The sequence below is a fragment of the Stenotrophomonas sp. 704A1 genome (genome assembly GCF_030549525.1).
Lineage (GTDB): Bacteria > Pseudomonadota > Gammaproteobacteria > Xanthomonadales > Xanthomonadaceae > Stenotrophomonas > Stenotrophomonas tuberculopleuritidis.
Map to the genome: position 1 here is coordinate 1,833,317 of NZ_CP130831.1, position 19,880 is coordinate 1,853,196.

Here is a 19,880-nt window from a genome sequence, read left to right on the forward strand (position 1 = left end):
GACGCGCGCGTGGATACGATCAATCGCAGGCGCTTTCTGGCGCTGGCCGGCCTGTCCGCCGTCGGCGCCTGGATGGGCACCGCCCGCGCGCTGGCGGCGCAGACCGATGCCGGCGCGCTGAATCCCCGCAACCTGCTGCTTTCGCCTCGTTTCGCCAGCACCCCCTTCACCCTGGGCGTGGCCTCGGGTGATCCGTCGGCCGACGGCGTGGTGCTGTGGACGCGGCTGGCGACCGAGCCGCTGGTGTTCGGTGGCGGCATGCCGGCGCGGCCGATGGCGGTGGACTGGCAGCTGGCCACCGATGAGGGCATGCGCGAGGTGGTGCGACGCGGATCGGCGCTGGCCCATCCGGAACTGGGTCATGCGCTGCACGTGGAGCTGGAGGGCCTCGCCCCCGGGCGTCCGTACTGGTACCGCTTCAGCGTGGGCGGGCATGCCAGCGCGGTGGGGCGCACCTGCACGCTGCCGGCCGCCACGGCCGCCGTCGACCGGGTGCGCTTCGCGGTGGCGGGCTGCCAGCACTACGAGGAGGGGCACTACACGGCATGGCGGCACATCGCCGCCGAACCCATCGACTTCGTCTTCCACTACGGGGACTACCTCTACGAGGGCGAGAGCCAGCCAGGCGTGCGCAGGATGAACGGGCAGCCGTTCACCAACCTGCGCAACCATGTCGGCCCGCAGATCTACACGCTGGATGACTATCGACGGCGCTACGCGCAGTACAAGAGTGATGCCGACCTGCAGGCCGCGCACGCCGCAGCCCCCTGGTTCGTGACCTTCGACGACCACGAAGTGGACAACAACTGGGCTGCCGCCGAGGACCAGGACGACACGCCCAGCGAGGTATTCCTGCTGCGGCGGGCGCAGGCGTTCCAGGCGTACTACGAGAACATGCCGCTGCGGCATTCGGCGTTCCCGCAGGCAGGCCACATGCAGATGTACCGTCGCGCGCGCTACGGCACGCTGATGGATCTGCATCTGCTCGATACCCGCCAGTACCGCAGCAAGCAGGCCAACATGGCGCTGCGCGAGCAGGTGGAATCACCGGCACGCAGCATCATCGGTGCCCGCCAGGAACAGTGGCTGTTCGATGGCCTGGCCGACGCCGCGCCCCGCTGGCACACCATTGCCCACCAGGTTTCGCTCGGCAACTACGCCCGCGAGAAGGACGGGCAGATCGTGACCTCCGATGACCAGTGGTCGGGCTACCTGTCCAGCCGCAGGCGCCTGCTCGACCACATCCAGCAGGTCGGCTTCGGCAACGTGGTGACCGCCTGCGGCGACGCGCATCGCCATTACGCCGGCGACCTGGTGCAGGACCATCGCGATTCGGGGGTGATTTCCAGCGAGTTCCTCGCAACCTCGATCACCTCTGGTGCCGATGGCCAGGGCGTGGATGCATACGCCGAGAACCAGCTTGCGCACAGCCCCTACCTGAAGGCGACCACCGACAAGCGCGGCTACGTGTTGTGTGACGTGACCCGCGAGGCGTGGATCGGCGACATGAAGACGCTCGACACCGTAATGCGCCCCAACGGCACGCTGCAGCGCTGGAAACGCTATGCCGTCGAGCATGGGCGGCCGGGATTGCAGGAGGCCTGAACCGGTGCACGCCGGTGCCGGGTCGGGCGGCGCTCGACCCGGCACCGGGCCCTGGGCTCAGCCGTGATCGAACCGCAGCGGTTCGCTGCCCATGGCCGGGTCGCTGGTACCGGGGTGGCCGTCTTCGCAGCGCCCGGCCAGGCGCAGCACGCTTCCGCCCGTGCTGATCCGCAGGTCGTACCAGCCTGCGGTGGGCATCGGATCCCAGGCGAGCGTGGTGGATGCGCGTGCGGGAAGATCCAGCGTCTGTTCCGGCATGTGCCCCGCATAGGCGCCGGCCTGCACGCGGACGCGCTGCGCAGCATCGCCGAGGTTCATCAGCTGAAGCTGCAGCTGGCCGTCCACGCGCGCCACCGAGGCCTGCACCGCAGGGGCCTGCGTGCTGCCCTGGAAGTGGCGATGGAAGCCATTCGGGCCGAGCAGCCACAGGTCATAGCGGCCCTGTGCATCCAGTGGCCAGTGCCCGCGCAGCGGCGCGCCGGGTGCCACGGTATAGCGGCGCGGGACGGCCGCGAGCTGCAGCCGGTCGTAGATGTGCAGCACTGCGGCGGCGCCGTCGCAGGCCAGCTGCAGCTGGATGCCCTGCGGGTCGAGCGCAGCGATCATGGCCTGCGGCCGGTAGGGCAGGGCGCGTGCCGGTCGTACGCCGGGTGCCTGGCGCGCCGCCTGCAGGCCGTCGGGCAGGGTGGGAACGGTGCGCCCGGGCAGGGCCGCCGCGCGCGCGGCGGCAGCGCTTGCATCGGGCAGGCTGCGCATGAACGGACGGGTGTCGCGCTGGGCGAAGTCGAAGGCCGCGGTCAGGTCGCCGCAGACCGCACGCCGCCACGGCGAAATGTCCGGAGCCTGCACGCCGAAGCGGCGCTCGATCAGCCGCAGGACCGAGGTGTGGTCGTATACCTGCGAATCGACCCAGCCGCCACGGCTCCAGGGCGAGATCACATAGAGCGGCACGCGCGGGCCCAGGCCGTAGGGCCGGCCGCGCAGTGCGGCGTCATCGTACTTCGCATCGCCCGGCGCTGGATGCCGGTGGTATTCGCCTGCGGTGCTGACCGACGAGGCACCGGCCCAGCCGCCTTCGATCGGCGAGGGCGGCGCGGGAGGCGGCACATGGTCGAAGAAACCATCGTTCTCATCGAACATCAGCAGCAGCGCGGTGCGGCTCCAGACCGCCGGGTCGGCGGTCAGTGCATCCAGCACGCGGGCGGTATAGGCCGCACCCTGGGCCGGGCTGGAGGGGCCGGGGTGTTCGCTGCCAGCAGCGTCGGCAATGATGAAGCTGACCTGTGGCAGGCGGCCATCGAGGGCATCCTGGCGCAGCTGGTCCAGGCCGCGGGTGCTGACGCCGCGCGCGCGCAGCTGCGGGTCGTGCCCGGGCGCGCCGCGATAGGCCTGGCGGAAGGTCTCGAAGCCGGCCAGCGGGTTGTCGGTGAAGTTGTCGGCCATGTCCTGGTAGATCTGCCAGGAGACGCCTGCCTGCTGCAGGCGTTCAACATAGCTGGGCCAGCGGTAGGAATCGGGGTGGCCGCCGTGTTCGGGGAAGTTGTCGTGCGAGTTGGCGATCACCGGCCCGCCGGCACGGCCCTGGGCATCGTTGTGGCCGGTCCAGAGGAACACGCGGTTCGGGTTGGTGCCGGCCTGCATCGCGCAGTGGTAGGCATCGCAGAGGGTGAAGGCATCGGCCAGCGCGAACTGGAATGGCAGGTCGCCGCGCTGGAAGTAGGCCATCGAATGGTTCTGCTTGGCCTTCGGCCACTGCGCCATGCGCCCGTGGTCCCAGGCACGCTGGGCATCGGGCCAGGTATGCGGCGTGCCTTCCACCCGCATGTAGCCGAAGTGCGCGGCGGTATCCAGCGGGAACGGCGCAATGGCCCGGCTGCCGCTGGCATCGGGCTGCAGCCACACGCTGCGCGTGGCGTCGCTCCCGGGCAGCGGCGATGCGGGAACCACGAACCGGTCGCCGAAGCCACGTACCCCGGGCAGGGTGCCGAAGTAGTGGTCGAACGAGCGGTTCTCCTGCATGAACACCACGATATGCTGCAGGTCCTGCAGGCTGCGGGTGTGTGCAGCGGGGGCGATCGCCGCTGCCCGGGCGATGCTGGGCAGCAGCGGCGACAGGCCGGCGGCAACGCCGGCCTGCAACAGTCGGCGTCGGCCGGGATCGGTCACAGGATCACACTCACAGGTCCACGCGGAAGGAGATGCCGACGGTGCGCGGCGCGCCGATGAAGGCGTTGTCGCGGCCGTCCACCCCTGCAAGATACCGCTTGTCGGTCAGATTGCTCACGACCAGGTTGGCGCCCATGCCTTTCAGGCGCGGCGACAGTGCCTGCAGGTCAAAGCCGATGTTGGCATTGAACACCGTGGCCGAGGGCAGCCGGTTGACGTCGGACGCATCCAGGTAGCGCTTGCCCAGGTAGCGGCCGGACAGGCCGACGTTCCAGTTCTCGCCCTGCCAGTCGGCCGACAGCACCAGGATCTGTTCGGGCTGGCCGATCACCTTGGCGCCATCGACGATGCCGAGCTGGGCATCGCGCGCGTCGTTGCCGCTGCCCAGGTACTCGGAGCGGTTGTAGGTGTAGGCGGCATTGACCCGCCAGCCGTTGTCCCAGCCGTAGCCGAACGCCGCCTCCAGGCCGTTGCTCTCGACGCCGCCGAAGTTTTCGTAGACGCCATCGGTTTCGCCCAGGTAGTCGATGCCGCTGACCAGCCCGGCCGGCAGGTAGACGATGCGGTTGTCGAACTTGATGTTGTACAGGGTGACCGAGGCGGTCAGCGGCCAGCGGCTGATGCGCATGCCCAGCTCGATGTTGTCGGCGGTTTCCGGTTCCACGTTGCGGAAGCGCTGCGGATCGGTTTCGCCGAGTACGCCGGAGGGAATGGCGGCGAAGTTCTGCGAGTAGCCGGCGAACAGCTCCATGCCTTCCACGCCGGGCGCCCAGGTGAAGCCGGTGGACAGCAGCGGATCGGACTTCGAATCGGACTTCACGCTTTCACTGGCACCGATCACGCGGCGGCGCGACTGGTCGACGAAGAACTGCTTGACGCCCAGGCGCGCGCTGAACGGTCCGAAACGGGCGACGTCCTCGATGTAGTACATCTGCTCGTCCACCTTGTACTTGTCTTCGAACTGCACCCAGTACGGCTGGTGGTCGAAGGCGATGTCCTGGCCCACGTTCAGCAGGCGATGCCAGTCGCGGCGTGCCGAACGGTCGAGCTTTTCCACCCACACACCGCCACGCACGGTGTTGTCGAGGCTGCCGAAGGTCTGGCGCCATTCGAGATCGGCGGTGACGCCCGCGCGGTCATTGTCGTAGTGGGTATGGCGGTAGGACTGCGCGCCCTGCACGTTGCCGGCATAGCAGTTGGGATCGTACTCGGCGCTGAAACCCAGCCGCGGCGTGCAGCTGGCCAGGCGCTGTGCGGCGCTGCCATCGGGATTGACGAAGTAGATCTGGCCGCGGTTGCTGCCACCGTAGACGGTGCTGCCACCGAGATACTCCGATTGCGGGCGACCGGCGCCATCGTCACTCACGTCGGCCAGATAGGGCGGCAGCCAGTCACCACGGCCCTGCATGCGGTGCCCATAGGCGGCCATCGACGCCTTGAATCCATTGCCGGCGTCGAACGCCGCGCGAAGGTAGCCGAAGGTGTTCTCGCGCAGTGCGCGCGAGCCGGAGCGGTAGTTCTGGTCCAGATAGGGGATGCCGGTCAGGGTGCCGACCAGGGCATCGTGCTCGGGATCGGTGGCGAAGCTGCCCGGCGACACGCTGGTGTACTCCGGCTCGTCAGCGTCGTTGTAGGACAGATACCCGGTGAGGGTCCAGCGGTCCAGTTCGGTGATGAACTTGCCGGCGATGTGATCGTTGCGGGTGTGACCGGTACCGTCGATCCAGTCGTGCACGCGTGCCGAAGACGCGCTGATCCACGCCCGGGTATGGCCGCCGAGCAGGCCGGTGTCGTAGCGCACGTAGTACTTGCGGGCTTCATTGTCGCCGGCACCGACCACCATGCGCAGGCGACTGTCCTGCAGTGGATCGCTGGTGAGGAAATTCAGGGTGCCACCCAGCGCTTCGTTCGAGCGCGACGAGATGTCGGCCGTGCCCTGGCTCACTTCCACGGTTTCCAGGTCCAATGTATCGATGTAGCGGTTGGCCAGCGAGCCCCCGCCGTAGCCGGAGCCGCCATTGGGCAGGCCGTCGATGGTGGTGCCGATCTGCTGGGTATCGCGGTTGGTGACGAAGCCGCGCATGCTGATCTGGGTGCCCCACACCGACGAACCGGTGGCATCGGCTTCGCTGACCACCACGCCGGGCACTTCGTTGAGCGCACCATTGACGCTGCTCAGCACGGTCTGCCGGTTCAGCGTTTCCTGGCGGACCGAGGTCTTGGCGTAGCTGGTGGCCTGGCCGATCACCTGCACCTGGTCGAGGGTACGGGCATCGACGCTGCGCGTATCGGCGGCCTCGCCCTGCGGTGCTTCGGCCAGGGCGTCCAGCGCAGGGGCGATCAGCAGGGCAAGCAGCGAGACACGGGGAAAACGCGCGATCGTTCGCATCGAAACCGGACCTTGAGGAGGAGAAAGTCCGGGAGTGTCGGCAGCGCCGATGACATGGCGGTGACGCGCAGATGCAGGGCGTGTGTTGTGTGACCGGCTGCAGCCGCGCAGCCGGTTTCAGTATCGGGCGTCCTTCGGTTTCGGGTCGTGTGGCCAGTCCTTGGCCTTGCCGGCGAAGTCCGGGCGCGGCTGGTTGATGAAGTAGCTGGCGATGTCCACCGCGTCCTGGTCGGGCATGACCTGCTGGCCCAGCGGAGGCTCGCGGGTAGCTGCCGGTGGCATGTTGTGCTTGACGAAGCCGGCCGCCTTGTACAGCCGCGCCATGCCGGCGCCGATGTTGAAACTGCGTTCGCCCCACAGCGGCGGGAATGCGATATCGCCGCTGGCATCGCGCCGGCCTTCCCCGTTGTCGCCGTGGCAGGCGGCGCACTGCGCGGCGTACAGCGCCTGGCCGCGCAGCGGGTCGGGGGTCAACGTGCTGTCGATCGGTCCCTCGCTGGGTGCTGCCACGCGCGCGCCATCCGGCACCGGCCGGCTCAGCCACGCCATGTACTCCAGCATGGCGCGCATTTCCGGCGCATCCCTGGCCAGCGGCTTGCCGTTCATCGACCGCTGCAGGCAGCCGTTGATGCGTTCGGTCAGGCCAATCTCCTTGCCCGGGCGTGGCATGTAACGCGGGTAGCTGCCACCCCCGGTGTTGAGATAGTGATTGCCGAACGGGCGCTTGCCCTCAGCCATGTGACAGGAGTTGCAGTTGAGATCGTTGCCGACGTTGTCCGGCAGCAGGCGTGCGGTTTCATTGAGCAGCCGCCGGCCGAACATCACCGCATCGGCATTGCCGAGGCTGGCGATCTCTTCCGCGCTGGGCGTGTGGTACTGGCCGACCACCTGGCCGTGCGCATCGAGGATGTCCAGCGTGCTGGCAACACGGGCATCCAGGTCGGGATACGCGTGCCGGTAGGCCAGCGTGCCCGCAGCGGCCAGCAGCACGGCAATGGCGATGCTGGCACCCAGCCACCGTGAACGCTTCCGGGATCGTTTCATCGAGCGGCCTCCTGCGGCACCACGTGCACGGGTTTGTCACGCACCACCCGGCGCATGCGCGCCACGTCGGCTTCGCTGACCGCAGCGGCCTGGTTGCCCCAGCTGCTGCGGATGAAGGTCAGGATGTCGGCGAGCTGCGCGTTGGGCAGCTGTTCGAAGCCGGGCATCGAGAACGCCATGCGGTCGTGCGGGGTGTGCGGCGTGCGCCCGCCGATCAGGGTGACCTGCACCAGCGAGCTGGGGTCGTCGGCGAACACGATGGAATTGCCCGCCAGCGCGGGATAGATCCTTGGCATGCCGCGGCCGTCGGCGCGATGGCAGGCCTGGCAGTGTTCGGCGTAGGCCAGCGAGCCGGCCACGCGGTAGTCGCCGCCGCGCAGCGCAGCGGTGGTGGTGTCCGGGCCGGCCGTCCAGTGCGTCGCGCGACCTTCGCGCGCCGGCAACTGCTTCAGGTAGCGCGCCATCGCCAGCAGGTCGGCGTCGGTCAGGTACTGGGTACTGTGTTCCACCACATCGGCCATGCCACCAAAGGCCGCTGAACGGTCGGTGCGGCCGGTGCGCAGGAACTGGACGATCTCGGCCTCGCTCCAGCTGGCCAGGCCGGTGGCTTCGTTGCGCAGGTTCTTCGCATACCAGCCTTCCAGCACCGAACCGGACAGGAACTGGCCGCTGCCATCGTCGGCCATTGCTTTTTCCTGGAACGCCAGGCCACGCGGCGTGTGGCAGGCGCCGCAGTGGGCCAGGCCTTCGACCAGCTCGGCGCCACGCTGCTGGCCGGCGTCCAGCGCCGGGTCGGCGACGAAGCTGCGCGGGCGGGCGAACAGCAGTTGCCACCAGGCCAGCGGCCAGCGCATGTTGGCCGGCCATGGAATGGTACTGTCCGCGTTGCCCTGCCTGACCGGCTGTACCGCGCCCATGAAGTAGGCGTACAGCGCCTTGATCTCCGCATCACTGGCGATCACGTACGAGGCATAGGGCATCGCCGGGTACAGTGGCTGACCGTCATGGCGGATGCCGCGGCGCACTGCGCGTTCGAAGTCGGCATAGTCGTAGCGGCCGATGCCGGTGTCCGGATCGGGCGTGATGTTGGTGGAGTAGAGCGTTCCCATCGGCGTCTGCATGCCCAGCCCGCCGGCGAAGGGTTTGCCCCCGGGTGCGGTGTGGCAGGCCGCACAGTCGGCCGCGCGCGACAGGTACTGGCCCTGCGCGATCAGCGCGGGGTCATGGATGTCGACCTGGGCCTGCTGGCGGGGCGCGAACCAGTACGGGGTACTGCGGGCGATGCCGTAGGCGGCGCCAACGGTGGCGGCCAGGGCAAGGGCAAGCTTGAGCGAGGTGCGCATGCGGGCACTGTGGACAAACCCGCCGGTGCCTTCATTGATCCGGATCATTGCCGTGGCCGTCCGCGACATTGTGACAAGCTGAATCGATGCTGCGCTGTCATCAACCCGTCATGCCGCTGCGATAGATGGCCGTCGCGCCCCTCGTTACCCTGCCACGCTGTCGTACTTTCCCAAGACGTGCCATGAAGCGCCTGCTGCTGCTTTTGCTGGCGTGCGCCGGCCTGTGGCTGGCTGCATGCTCCTCATCGATCACTGCGTCGTCGACCTCGCTCAGCGACCGTCTGGTCGCGCCAGGTGGCGTCTCGACCCTGCTCGACCAACCGCGCATTGCCGCGGCCATCGCCGCGCTGCCCAACCGCCACGGCTTCGCGCCGGGCCGCGATGGCGTGCCGATCTTCTGGCGCGCGTTCGACCCGGGTGACTACGGCGCGCGCTATCACTACCTGCCGCAGCACCACCAGAACGGGCTGCCGCTGGATACCGGACTGAGCCTGGCAGTGCCGCAGCCGTTCCGTGCGCAGGCGCCGCGTGGCACCGTGGTGCTGCTGCACGGCTGGATGATGAACGGTGATTCGATGCTGCCGTGGTCGCTGCAGCTGGCCGAGTCCGGGTACCGCGTGGTCACCCTGGACCTGCGCAACCATGGCCAGTCCGGCGCCGGCCCGTCCGGCTACGGCACCTATGAGTCCGACGATGTGGTCGATGTGATCGCCGCGCTGCGTGCACGCGGCGAAGTGACCGGCCCGCTGTACCTGTTCGGCGTGTCCTACGGCGCTGCCACCGCCCTGTTCACCGCCGACAAGCTGGGCGACCAGGTAGCCGGGGTGGTGGCAATGGAATCGTTCGCCAATGCCGGCGTGGCGATCCGCACCATGATCCCGCACCTGATGGCACTACAGCCGGAGGGGCTGAAGGCGCAGGCGGTGGCGTCCTATGCACGCTGGCGCTATGGCGGCCAGGACATCAACCAGGTGGTCGCCGCGGCCAGCCGCCGCATCGACGTCGACCTGGACAAGGTGGACGTGGCACGCGCGCTGGCCGACACCCGTGCCTGCGTGCTGCTGCTGCACGGGCAGGGCGACCAGCATATTCCGGTCAGCCAGGGCCGGGTGCTGGCCCAGGCAAACCCGCGTGCGCACTACATCGAGATGCGCGGCGAAGACCACATCACGCTGCCGCTGCGGCTGGACCTGCTGGCCGGCGTGGTGGACGACTGGATGGCGCGCGACGGGCAGCACCCGGGCAATGCCTGCCCGGCGCCGCAGCTGCCGGCGCAGGCCGAATGGCTGGTGCACGGCGCCGACACCGCGGTGAAGGCCCCCGCGCGCAGTTGAGCCGTTGCCGACCGGCTAGGGCAGCCGGCGCGCCAGCGAACGCGCCGACGCCGCTACCCCCAGCAGCAGGCCGGCCACGCAGAGGAACGCGGTTCCCAGGCTGGTGGCATGGGCCAGTGCACCGATCGCCGCCGGCCCGGCCAGGATGCCCGCATACCCCAGCGTGGTCACCGCGGTGATCGCGATGCCCTCGGGCATCGCGCGCTGCTGGCCGGCCATCGAGAACAGGGCCGGCACGATGTTGGCGCAGCCCAGGCCGACCAGCAGGTAACCGGCCAGTGCGACCGCGAAGGAGGGCACCAGCGTGGCCAGGATGAAACCGGCCGCTGCAGTGATGCCACCGATGATCAGGGTGCGGGTGCGGCCGAGGCGCTCGACGATGCCATCACCGAACAGACGCATCGCAGTCATTGCCAGGGTGAACACCGCAAAGCCGGCACCGGTCTGGTCGCGCGGCACCTGGCGCACGTCGGCCAGGAACACCGCGCTCCAGTCCAGCATCGAGCCCTCGGCCAGGAACACCACGAAGGCCAGCACGCTGATGAACAGCACCACGCCATGGGGCAGCGCCAGCAACGGGCCGTCGTGCAGGATCCGCTGCGGGCGCCAGTGCGGTGCAGACAGCAGCGCGATCAGCAGCATCGCGGCCACGGCCGCCAGCGCCGCCAGCCACAACGGCGTGCCCAGCACCAGCAGACCGGTCATGCAGCCGGCACCGGCGAAGCCGCCGATGCTGTAGAAGGCGTGGAAGCCGGACATCATCACCCGCCCGGCATCGCGTTCGACGGCCACGGCCTGCATGTTCATGGTGCAGTCCATCGCGCCGACACCGGCCCCGAACACGAACAGTGCCGTGCCCAGCGCCAGCGGCGACGGCGCCATTGCCAGCAGTGGCAGCGCAAGCAGGATCAGCGCAGTGGTGATCACCATCAGCCGGCGGCAGCCCAGCCGGGCCGTCAGCGCGCCGGCCAACGGCATCGCCAGCAATGACCCCAGGCCGAGGCACAGCAGCAGCCCACCGAGACCCGCATCGGACAATCCGGCCTTGGCCTTGGCATAGGGCACCATCGGCGCCCACGCGGCGGTGGCGAATCCGGGAATGAAGAACGCCGCGCGGGTGGCGTGCTGCTGGGCGCGGGAGGAAGAAGGCGTCATGCGCAGGAGGGGCTCCGGAAAATCCTGGCTATGAAATCGTTTTCATAGCCATGAGGCAAGTGCCATTGCTGTCAGCGCGTGGCGAATACGAATGCATCGTCGCGATTCCCCCGGTTTCCCATTGGGAGGAGCGCGTTCGATCCTTCCCCAGCGCTGCGCCAACACGAGCGGAATCCTTGGCAAAAGCATGGACATTCCCCGATACAGGGCCCACGAAGCACCTCCTAGAGTCTCTTCGTCGCGCAGAAGCGACTGGCGCAGGAATCCCCTGCTTACCGGGTGGCTCTTCAAGGACGGGATCGTCAATGAACGCATCGCACGCGTTGAAGCTGGTCGTAGCCAGCATTGTGGGTCTGGGAAGCGTCGCCGTTGCCGACGTCGCAATGGCGGCAACCAGTACCTGTACCGATTCGGACATGATCGCGGATGGGCAGCAGAAACTGGGGGGTGCATTCCCGGCATTCGGTGCATTCGTGATAGGCCAGGCTACGGCGTATGCAAGGTTTCTGCAGTGGGAGTGGATCGAGCCCTGGACTTCACAGCCGGCCTATGACCGGTCGCAGATGGACGCGGCGTGCCGTACATCCAGCGCAGCCTTCAGGAACTATTGCGATCATCCCGGGTTCGGGAGCTGACCATGAAGTTCACCTGGAAGGCTGCAAGCCTGTTGGCGGTCCTGACCTGCGGTGGCGGATTGTGGCTGCTGGATTCATCTCTCGGTGAGGATGTCGATCCGCTGCAGTCGGCGGATCATGAGGATCATGTCCTGCAGCCCTACCGCGACGCGATGGCAGGGATGAAGGCGCATCGTGACGCTGAAGCCCTGGCATCCATGAAGAAACCACCTCGGCAGCGCACACTGACGGTGCGGGAGGCATTTGCGGGTGATCCCCGCCTCATTGCGTTGTCGGTTGAAGAGGCAGCATGGATGGATCGCCATCACTACCCGAAAGCTGCCGACCTGGCAGTGGCAGAGTCGATCGATCCGCGACAACTGGCAGGAACCCGCGATCCGAGGCTTTTGACGATTGCGGGTTCCGCATTCAACAAGCGTGGTGAGTACCTGCTGGCCATGAGCCAGCATTTCGCCGCCGGTGCTCACGGTGCTTTGTATGCCTATCAACAGGGGGTGGTTTCCGAGCGCGCACTCTACGAGGAGCGATTTGGACCTGCGAATCGGGATAGTGCCGGCGTACTTCGAGCTCGCCTGGAGGTGCCACTGGCGCTGGGAGATCACACCGTGCAGTACCTGGTAGATACCGTAATGGCCGATGTGGACGCCATGGCGTCACCGAAGCACGTGCAGATCCAGTCTCGTGAGTTCCTGCGCGCGCTTGCCGAAGATGCTCGACTGCAGGGGTTGCCGCCGCCCAGTGTGGATCCACGCCCGAACGCAGCGCAGTGGAACGACCTCTATCGGATGAGTCGATCCGGCGCCGCAGACGAGCGGGTTACCATCTACGAGCGCCAGTAACCATGGAGATCACTTTCACCTGCAGCGGCCAGTGGATCGCTGATGCCTTTTCCCAGCTGCACCTTTCGTGTGATGTCCCGCTTCGGGGGGACGTCACCTGTCCGTTGCCGGTAGTGACCGCTCTGCTCATGCATGACTCATTTGATCATTCGGAAGCCTTTGAGCGGAACCTGGAACGTCATGAGTGGCTGCACGCGCAAGGAATGCTCGAACCGGCGCTCGGCCGGGTGGTCAGTGCATGCACGCTGGGGCAGCTGTCGACGGCATTGGAAACGATCAACTGCATGCGCCCCGTACAGCGCATGCACGGAATAGGGATCGCGACGCAGAATTCCTACAGTCGACGGTTCCGCGGACCGCCAGCGGTAGAGGCCATCCGAGCGTCGGTGCGCTTGTTCAACGTACGGCGTCGGCATGCAGAACGGTCGGGTATCGAGCGGGCACTGGCCACCTATCTGGTCCTGTTGTCGATCCATCCGTTTGTTGATGGCAATGGGCGCACGGGGCGCATGCTGTTCGCCGCCGATGTGCTTGCGCATGATCGCGACGCCGCACCCCGGTTGATGCTGGGCCTGATCCTGCTACACCGTGGGCGGGGACGGCTGTTCCACCTGGCTGCCATGTGCGCCCGCGCCGGTGACTTTTCGATGCTGGCAACGTGCTACAGCGAAGCATTGTCGTCGGCTGACAGGTTTCTTCCCGCACTATGCCCGCAACGTGGTCGGTTGGCGCTGTTCGAGGAGTACCAGAAGATCGATGCATTGTTGAAGAATGCGCCCGCGATGCACGAGAGCACCGTGGGCGATGTCGTTACAGCGGCAGGTCGAACACCAGGACCTCGGCGTCGTTGCCGTTCTCCAGGGTCAGCTGCGCCTCGTCGCTGACCTGCAGCGCGTCCCCCGCTTCCAGCGTGATGCCGTTGACCTGCAGCTGGCCACGTGCAACCTGCACATAGGCGCCACGCTGACTGCCCAGGGCGTGGTGCAGGGTGTCAGCACCGTCGAGGATCGTGGCGAAGATGCGGGCATCCTGGTGGATGCGCAGCGAGCCATCGGCACCGTCCGGCGAGGCGATCAGGCGCAGCTGGCCACGCTTGGCCTCCGCTGAGAAGTGGGTCTCCTCGTAGGACGGGGTGATGTTCTCCGTGTCCGGGAAGATCCAGATCTGCAGGAAGTGCACCGGCTCATCGGCCGAGTGGTTGAACTCGCTGTGGCTGACGCCGCTGCCGGCGCTCATGCGCTGCACGTCGCCGTAGCGCAGCACCGAGCCGGTGCCCATCGAGTCCTTGTGCTCCAACGCGCCGCCCAGCACATAGGAAATGATCTCCATGTTGCTGTGGCTGTGGGTGCCGAAGCCCTGGCCGCCGATCACCTTGTCCTCGTTGATCACCCGCAGCGGGCCGAAGCTCACATAGCGCGGGTCGTAGTAGCTGGCGAACGAGAAGGTATGGCGCGAGGACAGCCAGCCATGCTCGGCCAGGCCACGGGTAGCGCTCTTGCGGATCTGCAGCATGATGGAATCTCCTTGTTCGATGGTTTCGATGGGGCGGGGTGGGCCGGTGGCCGCTGTGTTTCCCCGTTGGAGAGAAGTATCCGCTTGCACCATGGGTTTGAAAAACGGATAGTTTTGACAGCCATCATCGAAAAATTCGAATGCTCAGACTCAGCCTCGATGCCCTGCAGATCCTGGATGCCATCGATCGCCGCGGCTCGTTCGCCGGCGCCGGCAAGGCGTTGCACAAGGTGCCCTCGACCATTTCCTACACCGTGGCCAAGCTGGAAGAGGACCTGGGAGTGCAGCTGTTCGACCGGATCGGTCCGCGCGCGGAGCCGACCGAGGCCGGGCGCGCGCTGCTGGAGGAGGGCCGGCACCTGCTGCGGGCCGCCCGCGAACTGGAACTGAGGGTGCGGCGGGTGGCCTCCGGCTGGGAAGCCGAGCTGACCCTGGCGGTGGATTCGGTGTTCCCGACCTGGTTGCTGGGACCGGATATCGCCGCATTCCGTGAGATCGCCGCGCCGACCCGGCTGCGCTTGTTCGGCGAAGCGCTGTCCGGTACCTGGGAGGCATTGCTGGACCGGCGTGCCGATCTGCTGGTCGGTGCGCCCGGCGAAGGCCCCAGCGGCGGCGGCTATGTGGTCGAGCCGCTGGGCAGCGTGGGCTTCGTGTTCGCCGTGGCACCGGAGCATCCACTGGCGGCGGTTCCGGGCGTGCTGGGCCGGGAGCAGTTGGCGCCCTACTGCGCGATCGCGGTGTCTGATTCGGCGCGGCGTCTGCTGCCGCGCACCGTCGGCCTGTTGATGGGGCAGGAGACGCTGACCGTGCCGGACATGGCCAGCAAGCTGAAGCTGCAGTGCCAAGGGCTGGGTTTCGGGTTCCTGCCCGAACCCTGCGCGCGCGCGGCGGTGGCACGTGGCCAGCTGGTGATCCGCGAAGTGGAGGAACACAAGCCGGAAGAAACCTTCTGGTTGGCCTGGCGCACCGGCGAGGATGGCGCGGCGTTGCGCTGGTGGCGCGAGCGCCTGCGCCGGCCCGAGCTGCTGGCGCAGTGGTGGCAGGCCATGGCAGCGGGGTAGTGGCCCGGCCGAGAAACGCACATAAAAAAACAGCAGGCCGGAGCCTGCTGTTTCGGTGTAATGGTGCGCCCGGAGAGATTCGAACTCCCGACCGCCTGGTTCGTAGCCAGGTACTCTATCCAACTGAGCTACGGGCGCCAATTACATAAACCTGTTGTGCTGATCGTGTGTGGTGCGCCCGGAGAGATTCGAACTCCCGACCGCCTGGTTCGTAGCCAGGTACTCTATCCAACTGAGCTACGGGCGCGCGGTACACAATCAAATTTTACTGCAGCTTCCAGCGGCGGAGGCCGGAAGCCTGTCGAGTGGTGCGCCCGGAGAGATTCGAACTCCCGACCGCCTGGTTCGTAGCCAGGTACTCTATCCAACTGAGCTACGGGCGCCCTGCGACAGGAGCGGAATTATGCGGATGTCGGCGCGCTTCGTCAACGCTTTTGTGAAAATTTTCATCCAACTGAATGAAAAACAGGTCAGCCACGGCCTGCGGCAGTTTCATCCACGCAAAGTGATCGGCCCGCGTACCCAGTTCGTCTGCGGACAGCACCCGCAAGCGTGAGGTGGCATGGGGCAGTTTGGCCAGCAGGCCCTGCATCGAGCCAGGCGGTGCCAGCCAGTCATCGGCCATCAGCACCGCCTGCACATCGGCGTGGATGCGCTGCAGCTGTGCGTCCAGGTCCTCGTCGATGCCTGCGGCAGCGTAGTGGTTGCTCAGGCCGACGCGCGCCCAGTCGGCGATCAGACCGCGTGCTTCGGTGCCGCCGAAGCCGAGACGGCGCCCGTGCAACACGCCCTGGCGGCGCGCGATCCAGGGCAGGAAGCGGTAGAACAGCGGCAGCAGCCAGCCCCGCGGGGCAGGGAACGCACGCCAGAACGGTGTGCCGCTTGCGGCCAGCCACACATGCTGGAAGGCCTGCGGCTGACGCCCGGCATGCACGCAGGCCAGCTGCCCGCCAAGGCTGTGGCCGCCGATGATCCACGGCAGCGCACCCTGTTCGGCATCGGCGGCGGCCAGCAGTGCCTGGCTGCCCGGCAGGTCCTGCTCGAGCAGTTCGCGGTAGCCCCAGTCCTGCGTGCGCGATGGCCGCAGCGCGCTGCTGCCGTTGCCACGCCACTCGTGCAGATAGACCGCCACGCCCTTCGCGGCCAGCGCCTGTGCCAATGGCAGGTAGTGACGGGCTGCCACACCCAGTGCCGGCAGCCACAGCAGGCGGGCGCACGGCTGCGCGGGCACGCAGGTGATCACGCCGTAGCGGTGGCCATCGCCGCTCACCACGGCGTGCGTCTGCGCGGGGGCGCTCATGCCTGCGGCGCCGCGCCGAAGTGATCGAGCACGCGCACGTCGCTGCGGCCGGGCGCGTAGCCCCGCTGCAGGCCGCGCGCGACGTAATCGATGCCGGCTTCGCAGGCGTTGGCCAGGCTCAGGCCGTTGCACAGCTGTGCGGCGATGGCCGAGGCCAGCGTGCAGCCGGTGCCATGCGCATCCAGCGGCAGCCGCGCGTGGCTGAACTCCTCGCTGCTGACGCCGTCGAAGTAGCGGTCGACCACGCGGTTGCCTTCGTGCAGATGCCCGCCCTTGAGCAGCACCGCTCCGGCGCCGAGATCGAGCAGGGCGGCCGCGGCCTGTTCGACCTCGCGCGCGTTGCCGATGGCCTGGCCGACCAGCAGTTCCGCCTCCGGGGTGTTGGGCGTCACCAGCGTGGCCAACGGCAGCAGCCGTTCGCGCATCGCCTGCAGTGCGTTGTCCTCCAGCAGGCGCGCACCGCTGGTGGCCACCATCACCGGGTCCAGCACCACGTGCGGGGGGCGATGCTGCTCAAGCGCATCGGCCACGGCATGGATCACGTCGGCATTGGCAAGCATGCCCAGCTTCACCGCATGGATGTCGAAGTCATCGAAGCAGGCCTGCAGCTGCGCGCGCAGGAAATCGATCGGCGGTACGTGCACGGCGCTGACGCCGCGGGTGTTCTGCGCGGTCAGCGCGGCGATCACCGAGAGGCCGTGCACGCGGTGCGCGGCGAATGCCTTCAGGTCGGCCTGGATGCCGGCGCCGCCGCCGGAATCGGAGCCGGCGATGGTGAGGGCGGAAACGGGAGTGGTCGGGCTCATGCAGCGATTGTGCCGCGCCCACCGGCGAGCGGGTAGTGCCGAGCGGGCCGGGCCGCGCGGGCTGCCCCGATCGTCACCTGTCGCGGCTGCCGGTCACTGCCGCCAGCGTACCCATTGCTGGTACAGCACATAGCCCACACCGGTCAGGCCGGTCAGCAGTGCAGGGGCGAGCAGGGCGTCGTAATGCCAGCGTACGAACAGCCAGGCACCGATGACGCCGCCGGCGAGGAAGCCACTGATGATCAGGCCGCTCAGCGTCAGGCGCCGCACCTGCAGCGGCAGGCCGCGCAGCAGATGGCCCAGGCCGATGCCGAGGTCGGTGAACATGCCGCTGAGATGGGTGGTGCGCACCACGGCGCCGCTGAAGGTGGTGGCCATGGCGTTCTGCAGCCCGCAGGCCATCGCCGCCGACAGCGCACCCCAGATCTGCTGGTGCTTGAACAGGGGAATCGCGGCCAGCAGCAGGATCGATTCCAGCGCGAGGGCAATGCCATAGCGGCGGCCCAGCTGCAGCGCGCTGTCCTGGATCAGCAGGCCACTGAGCATGGCGCCCAGCGAGAACGCGATCAGCAGCCCCCACAGGTGGCCGACCGCGCGCCAGTCGCCCTGCGCCAGTGCCATGCCGAGCTGGCTGATACTGCCGGTCAGGTGGCTGACCGCCTGGTGCTCGAAGCCCAGGAAGCCGACCACGTTGACCATGCCGGCCACGCACGAGAGCGCGACCGCGCCGATCCAGACCCAGGTGGGCAGGCGGATTCCCATGCCGTCGCCTCAGGGCGACGGCACTTTGCCGCCGTTGAACTGCAGTTCGCTGAAGCTGCCGCTGGCCGGGTCGAACACGGCCCCCCAGAACCGGGCGCCCCCGTCGCAGACCCGCACCGCTTCGCGCGCGGGGCGCAGCGCGGCGCCCTCGGGCAGATGGAAGGCGTTGATGTAGATCACCTGCCGGCCATCAAGCTCGATACCGACGTACTGGCGGTCGAAATCCAGCACCTGCGGTACCTGTGCTTCCAGCGCCGGCAACCGGGCCTCCAGCTGGTCGATCTGCTGCCGGCTGGGCGCCCAGTAGCCGCTGACCCGCCCGGCCTCGCGGCCGGGGCTGGGGCGCGAGCAGGTGTCGAGCACCTGCGCGGCGATGAGCGGACGGGTGACGACCCACGATTGGCCGGTGCGCTCGGCGGTCGGCACGCTGGCCGGTCCCTGCGTGGTCGCACAGGCACCGAGCAGCGCGGCGAGGGTGATCGCCGCCGTGGGCAGCCACAGTCGGGTGCAGCGGTTCACAACACCTCCGAAGCGTAATCGGCCAGGCGCGAGCGCTCGCCACGACGCAGGGTGATGTGCGCGCTGTGCGGCCAGTTCTTGAAACGGTCCACCGCGTAGGTCAGGCCCGACGTGGTCTCGGTCAGGTACGGGGTATCGATCTGCTCGACGTTGCCCAGGCAGACGATCTTGGTGCCGGGGCCGGCACGGGTGATCAGCGTCTTCATCTGCTTCGGGGTGAGGTTCTGCGCCTCATCCAGGATCAGGTAACGCGACAGGAAGGTGCGGCCGCGCATGAAGTTCATCGAACGGATCTTGATGCGGCTGGCCAGCAGATCGTTGGTGGCCTGGCGCCCCCAGGTGCCGCCTTCCTGGTTGTGGGTGAGCACTTCCAGGTTGTCGGTCAGCGCGCCCATCCACGGCGTCATCTTCTCCTCCTCGGTGCCGGGCAGGAAGCCGATGTCCTCGCCCACGCTGACCGTGGCACGGGTCATGATGATCTCGCGGTAGCGCTGCTGGTCCATGGTCTGGGCCAGGCCGGCTGCCAGCGCCAGCAGGGTCTTGCCGGTACCGGCGGTGCCAAGCAGGGTGACGAAGTCGATCTCCGGATCCATCAGTGCATTGAGCGCGAAGTTCTGTTCGCGGTTGCGCGCGCTGATGCCCCACACCGCATGGCTGCCGTGGCGGAAATCATCCACCAGCGACAGCACCACCTTGCCATCGCCGACGACGCGGCTGACGCGCAGTTCGACTTCGTCGTCGCCGGGCAGGTAGACGTACTGGTTGGGGTACCACTCCTCGCCGTCCTGGGCCTGGATCTCGTAGTGGGTGCGGCCCTTGTCGCTCCAGCTGCGCAGGTCTTCGCCATGGCGCTTCCAGAAATCCTCCGGCAGCTCGGTGGCACCGGTGTAGAGCAGGCTGAAATCATCCAGCGCGCGGTCGTTCTCGTAGTCTTCGGACACGATGCCGGCGATGGCGGCCTTGATCCGCAGGTTGATGTCCTTGGAAACGAACACCACCGGGATCTCCGGCGTTTCTTCCTTCAGTGCCAGGATCGCGCCAAGGATGGCGTTGTCCGGGATGACCTGGCCGAAGCTCTTGCCGGCATCGAAATGGCTGGTCTGGAAGCGCAGCAGGCCCACGCTCTGCTTGCCGCGCAGCTGCAGGCCCTGCGGCCGCTGCAGCGGGATGCCATCGGCCAGGTTGTCCAGGCCCGACGCCTGCACCAGCTCGTTGAGGAAGCGGCTGACCTGACGGGCGTTGCGGCTTGCCTCGGTGGTGCCCTTCTTGCCGTTGTCCAGCTCCTCGATCACCTGCATCGGCAGGTAGACGTCGTGCTCCTCGAATTTGAACAGCGCGGTGGGATCGTGCATCAGCACGTTGGTATCCAGCACGTAGATGCGCTTGCCTCGGGTCATCATCGGTTCCTGG

General features: G+C 67.6%; 17 protein-coding genes and 3 tRNA genes. 6 read left to right on the forward strand and 14 right to left on the reverse strand.

Translation table 11 applies throughout. The features are described from left to right. Nucleotides 1-9: 9 nt before the first annotated feature. On the forward strand, nucleotides 10-1,605 hold the full coding sequence (locus tag Q5Z10_RS08665; protein ID WP_303638690.1) for an alkaline phosphatase D family protein: 1,596 nt from the start codon (nucleotides 10-12) through the stop codon (nucleotides 1,603-1,605). 57 nt (nucleotides 1,606-1,662) lie between these two features. Here Q5Z10_RS08665 and Q5Z10_RS08670 read toward each other — a convergent pair whose 3' ends face one another. The 4 genes from Q5Z10_RS08670 to Q5Z10_RS08685 form a co-directional block, all read right to left on the reverse strand. Continuing rightward, nucleotides 1,663-3,771, reverse strand: coding sequence for a phosphocholine-specific phospholipase C (locus tag Q5Z10_RS08670; protein ID WP_303638691.1), 2,109 nt, complete (start codon nucleotides 3,769-3,771; stop codon nucleotides 1,663-1,665). A gap of 10 nt (nucleotides 3,772-3,781) precedes the next feature. After that, on the reverse strand, nucleotides 3,782-6,160 hold the full coding sequence (locus Q5Z10_RS08675; RefSeq protein ID WP_303638692.1) for a TonB-dependent receptor: 2,379 nt from the start codon (nucleotides 6,158-6,160) through the stop codon (nucleotides 3,782-3,784). A gap of 117 nt (nucleotides 6,161-6,277) precedes the next feature. Next, nucleotides 6,278-7,204 carry a c-type cytochrome gene (locus tag Q5Z10_RS08680; protein ID WP_303638693.1) on the reverse strand — a complete coding sequence of 309 codons (927 nt, stop codon included), beginning with the start codon at nucleotides 7,202-7,204 and terminating at the stop codon, nucleotides 6,278-6,280. Next, on the reverse strand, nucleotides 7,201-8,547 hold the full coding sequence (locus Q5Z10_RS08685) for a c-type cytochrome (RefSeq protein WP_303639157.1): 1,347 nt from the start codon (nucleotides 8,545-8,547) through the stop codon (nucleotides 7,201-7,203). Before Q5Z10_RS08685 ends, Q5Z10_RS08680 begins: the two co-directional genes overlap by 4 nt. A gap of 182 nt (nucleotides 8,548-8,729) precedes the next feature. Here Q5Z10_RS08685 and Q5Z10_RS08690 point away from each other — a divergent pair, with 182 nt between their 5' ends. Next, complete coding sequence (locus Q5Z10_RS08690) at nucleotides 8,730-9,881, forward strand: alpha/beta fold hydrolase (RefSeq protein ID WP_303638694.1); 1,152 nt, start codon at nucleotides 8,730-8,732, stop codon at nucleotides 9,879-9,881. A 15-nt stretch (nucleotides 9,882-9,896) separates the two neighbouring features. Here the strand turns inward: Q5Z10_RS08690 and Q5Z10_RS08695 are convergent, their stop codons facing one another. Continuing rightward, complete coding sequence (locus Q5Z10_RS08695) at nucleotides 9,897-11,036, reverse strand: MFS transporter (RefSeq protein WP_303638695.1); 1,140 nt, start codon at nucleotides 11,034-11,036, stop codon at nucleotides 9,897-9,899. 305 nt (nucleotides 11,037-11,341) lie between these two features. On the opposite strand from Q5Z10_RS08695, the gene Q5Z10_RS08700 reads away from it, so the two are divergent. From Q5Z10_RS08700 to Q5Z10_RS08710, 3 genes are read left to right on the forward strand one after another with little or no spacing between them, the layout of a single operon-like run. Continuing rightward, entirely contained in the window at nucleotides 11,342-11,671 is a 330-nt protein-coding gene (locus Q5Z10_RS08700; RefSeq protein WP_303638696.1) for a hypothetical protein, read from the forward strand. A 2-nt stretch (nucleotides 11,672-11,673) separates the two neighbouring features. Next, the gene (locus tag Q5Z10_RS08705; protein ID WP_303638697.1) at nucleotides 11,674-12,510 is read left to right on the forward strand and encodes a hypothetical protein; all 837 of its coding nucleotides are present in this window, start codon (nucleotides 11,674-11,676) and stop codon (nucleotides 12,508-12,510) included. A 2-nt stretch (nucleotides 12,511-12,512) separates the two neighbouring features. Next, nucleotides 12,513-13,394, forward strand: a complete 882-nt coding sequence (locus Q5Z10_RS08710; RefSeq protein ID WP_303638698.1) for a Fic family protein — start codon at nucleotides 12,513-12,515, stop codon at nucleotides 13,392-13,394. Here Q5Z10_RS08710 and Q5Z10_RS08715 read toward each other — a convergent pair. Then, the gene (locus tag Q5Z10_RS08715; protein WP_303638699.1) at nucleotides 13,321-14,022 is read right to left on the reverse strand and encodes a pirin family protein; all 702 of its coding nucleotides are present in this window, start codon (nucleotides 14,020-14,022) and stop codon (nucleotides 13,321-13,323) included. The two genes, Q5Z10_RS08710 and Q5Z10_RS08715, sit on opposite strands and share 74 nt — an antisense overlap. Before the next feature lie 140 nt (nucleotides 14,023-14,162). Between Q5Z10_RS08715 and Q5Z10_RS08720 the strand changes: the two genes are divergently transcribed. After that, complete coding sequence (locus Q5Z10_RS08720) at nucleotides 14,163-15,083, forward strand: LysR family transcriptional regulator (RefSeq protein WP_303638700.1); 921 nt, start codon at nucleotides 14,163-14,165, stop codon at nucleotides 15,081-15,083. Between the two features lie 61 nt (nucleotides 15,084-15,144). Here Q5Z10_RS08720 and Q5Z10_RS08725 read toward each other — a convergent pair. From Q5Z10_RS08725 to Q5Z10_RS08760, 8 genes are all read right to left on the reverse strand, one after another. Next, a tRNA-Arg gene (locus Q5Z10_RS08725) sits at nucleotides 15,145-15,221 on the reverse strand. A gap of 32 nt (nucleotides 15,222-15,253) precedes the next feature. After that, nucleotides 15,254-15,330, reverse strand: a tRNA-Arg gene (locus Q5Z10_RS08730). Nucleotides 15,331-15,389: 59 nt separating this feature from the next. Beyond that, nucleotides 15,390-15,466, reverse strand: a tRNA-Arg gene (locus Q5Z10_RS08735). Beyond that, entirely contained in the window at nucleotides 15,457-16,383 is a 927-nt protein-coding gene (locus tag Q5Z10_RS08740) for an alpha/beta hydrolase family protein (RefSeq protein WP_303638701.1), read from the reverse strand. The genes Q5Z10_RS08735 and Q5Z10_RS08740 overlap by 10 nt, the downstream gene beginning before the upstream one ends. Then, nucleotides 16,380-17,189: a bifunctional hydroxymethylpyrimidine kinase/phosphomethylpyrimidine kinase gene (thiD, locus tag Q5Z10_RS08745; protein WP_303638702.1), complete on the reverse strand. Its 810-nt coding sequence runs from the start codon at nucleotides 17,187-17,189 to the stop codon at nucleotides 16,380-16,382. The genes Q5Z10_RS08740 and thiD overlap by 4 nt, the downstream gene beginning before the upstream one ends. 93 nt (nucleotides 17,190-17,282) lie before the next feature. Then, the gene (locus tag Q5Z10_RS08750) at nucleotides 17,283-17,951 is read right to left on the reverse strand and encodes a YoaK family protein (RefSeq protein ID WP_303638703.1); all 669 of its coding nucleotides are present in this window, start codon (nucleotides 17,949-17,951) and stop codon (nucleotides 17,283-17,285) included. Between the two features lie 9 nt (nucleotides 17,952-17,960). Next, on the reverse strand, nucleotides 17,961-18,470 hold the full coding sequence (locus Q5Z10_RS08755; protein ID WP_303638704.1) for a hypothetical protein: 510 nt from the start codon (nucleotides 18,468-18,470) through the stop codon (nucleotides 17,961-17,963). Continuing rightward, the gene (locus tag Q5Z10_RS08760) at nucleotides 18,467-19,867 is read right to left on the reverse strand and encodes a PhoH family protein (protein WP_303638705.1); all 1,401 of its coding nucleotides are present in this window, start codon (nucleotides 19,865-19,867) and stop codon (nucleotides 18,467-18,469) included. Before Q5Z10_RS08760 ends, Q5Z10_RS08755 begins: the two co-directional genes overlap by 4 nt. Nucleotides 19,868-19,880: the final 13 nt, after the last annotated feature.

Bases quoted from the DNA above. Each gene is read 5' to 3' on its own strand.
- Q5Z10_RS08675 (WP_303638692.1), bottom strand. From the start codon at position 6,160: ATGCGAACGATCGCGCGTTTTCCCCGTGTCTCGCTGCTTGCCCTGCTG.
- Q5Z10_RS08680 (WP_303638693.1), bottom strand. From the start codon at position 7,204: ATGAAACGATCCCGGAAGCGTTCACGGTGGCTGGGTGCCAGCATCGCC.
- Q5Z10_RS08685 (WP_303639157.1), bottom strand. From the start codon at position 8,547: ATGCGCACCTCGCTCAAGCTTGCCCTTGCCCTGGCCGCCACCGTTGGC.
- Q5Z10_RS08690 (WP_303638694.1), top strand. From the start codon at position 8,730: ATGAAGCGCCTGCTGCTGCTTTTGCTGGCGTGCGCCGGCCTGTGGCTG.
- Q5Z10_RS08695 (WP_303638695.1), bottom strand. From the start codon at position 11,036: ATGACGCCTTCTTCCTCCCGCGCCCAGCAGCACGCCACCCGCGCGGCG.
- Q5Z10_RS08700 (WP_303638696.1), top strand. From the start codon at position 11,342: ATGAACGCATCGCACGCGTTGAAGCTGGTCGTAGCCAGCATTGTGGGT.
- Q5Z10_RS08705 (WP_303638697.1), top strand. From the start codon at position 11,674: ATGAAGTTCACCTGGAAGGCTGCAAGCCTGTTGGCGGTCCTGACCTGC.
- Q5Z10_RS08710 (WP_303638698.1), top strand. From the start codon at position 12,513: ATGGAGATCACTTTCACCTGCAGCGGCCAGTGGATCGCTGATGCCTTT.
- Q5Z10_RS08715 (WP_303638699.1), bottom strand. From the start codon at position 14,022: ATGCTGCAGATCCGCAAGAGCGCTACCCGTGGCCTGGCCGAGCATGGC.
- Q5Z10_RS08720 (WP_303638700.1), top strand. From the start codon at position 14,163: ATGCTCAGACTCAGCCTCGATGCCCTGCAGATCCTGGATGCCATCGAT.
- Q5Z10_RS08740 (WP_303638701.1), bottom strand. From the start codon at position 16,383: ATGAGCGCCCCCGCGCAGACGCACGCCGTGGTGAGCGGCGATGGCCAC.
- thiD (WP_303638702.1), bottom strand. From the start codon at position 17,189: ATGAGCCCGACCACTCCCGTTTCCGCCCTCACCATCGCCGGCTCCGAT.
- Q5Z10_RS08750 (WP_303638703.1), bottom strand. From the start codon at position 17,951: ATGGGAATCCGCCTGCCCACCTGGGTCTGGATCGGCGCGGTCGCGCTC.
- Q5Z10_RS08760 (WP_303638705.1), bottom strand. From the start codon at position 19,867: ATGACCCGAGGCAAGCGCATCTACGTGCTGGATACCAACGTGCTGATG.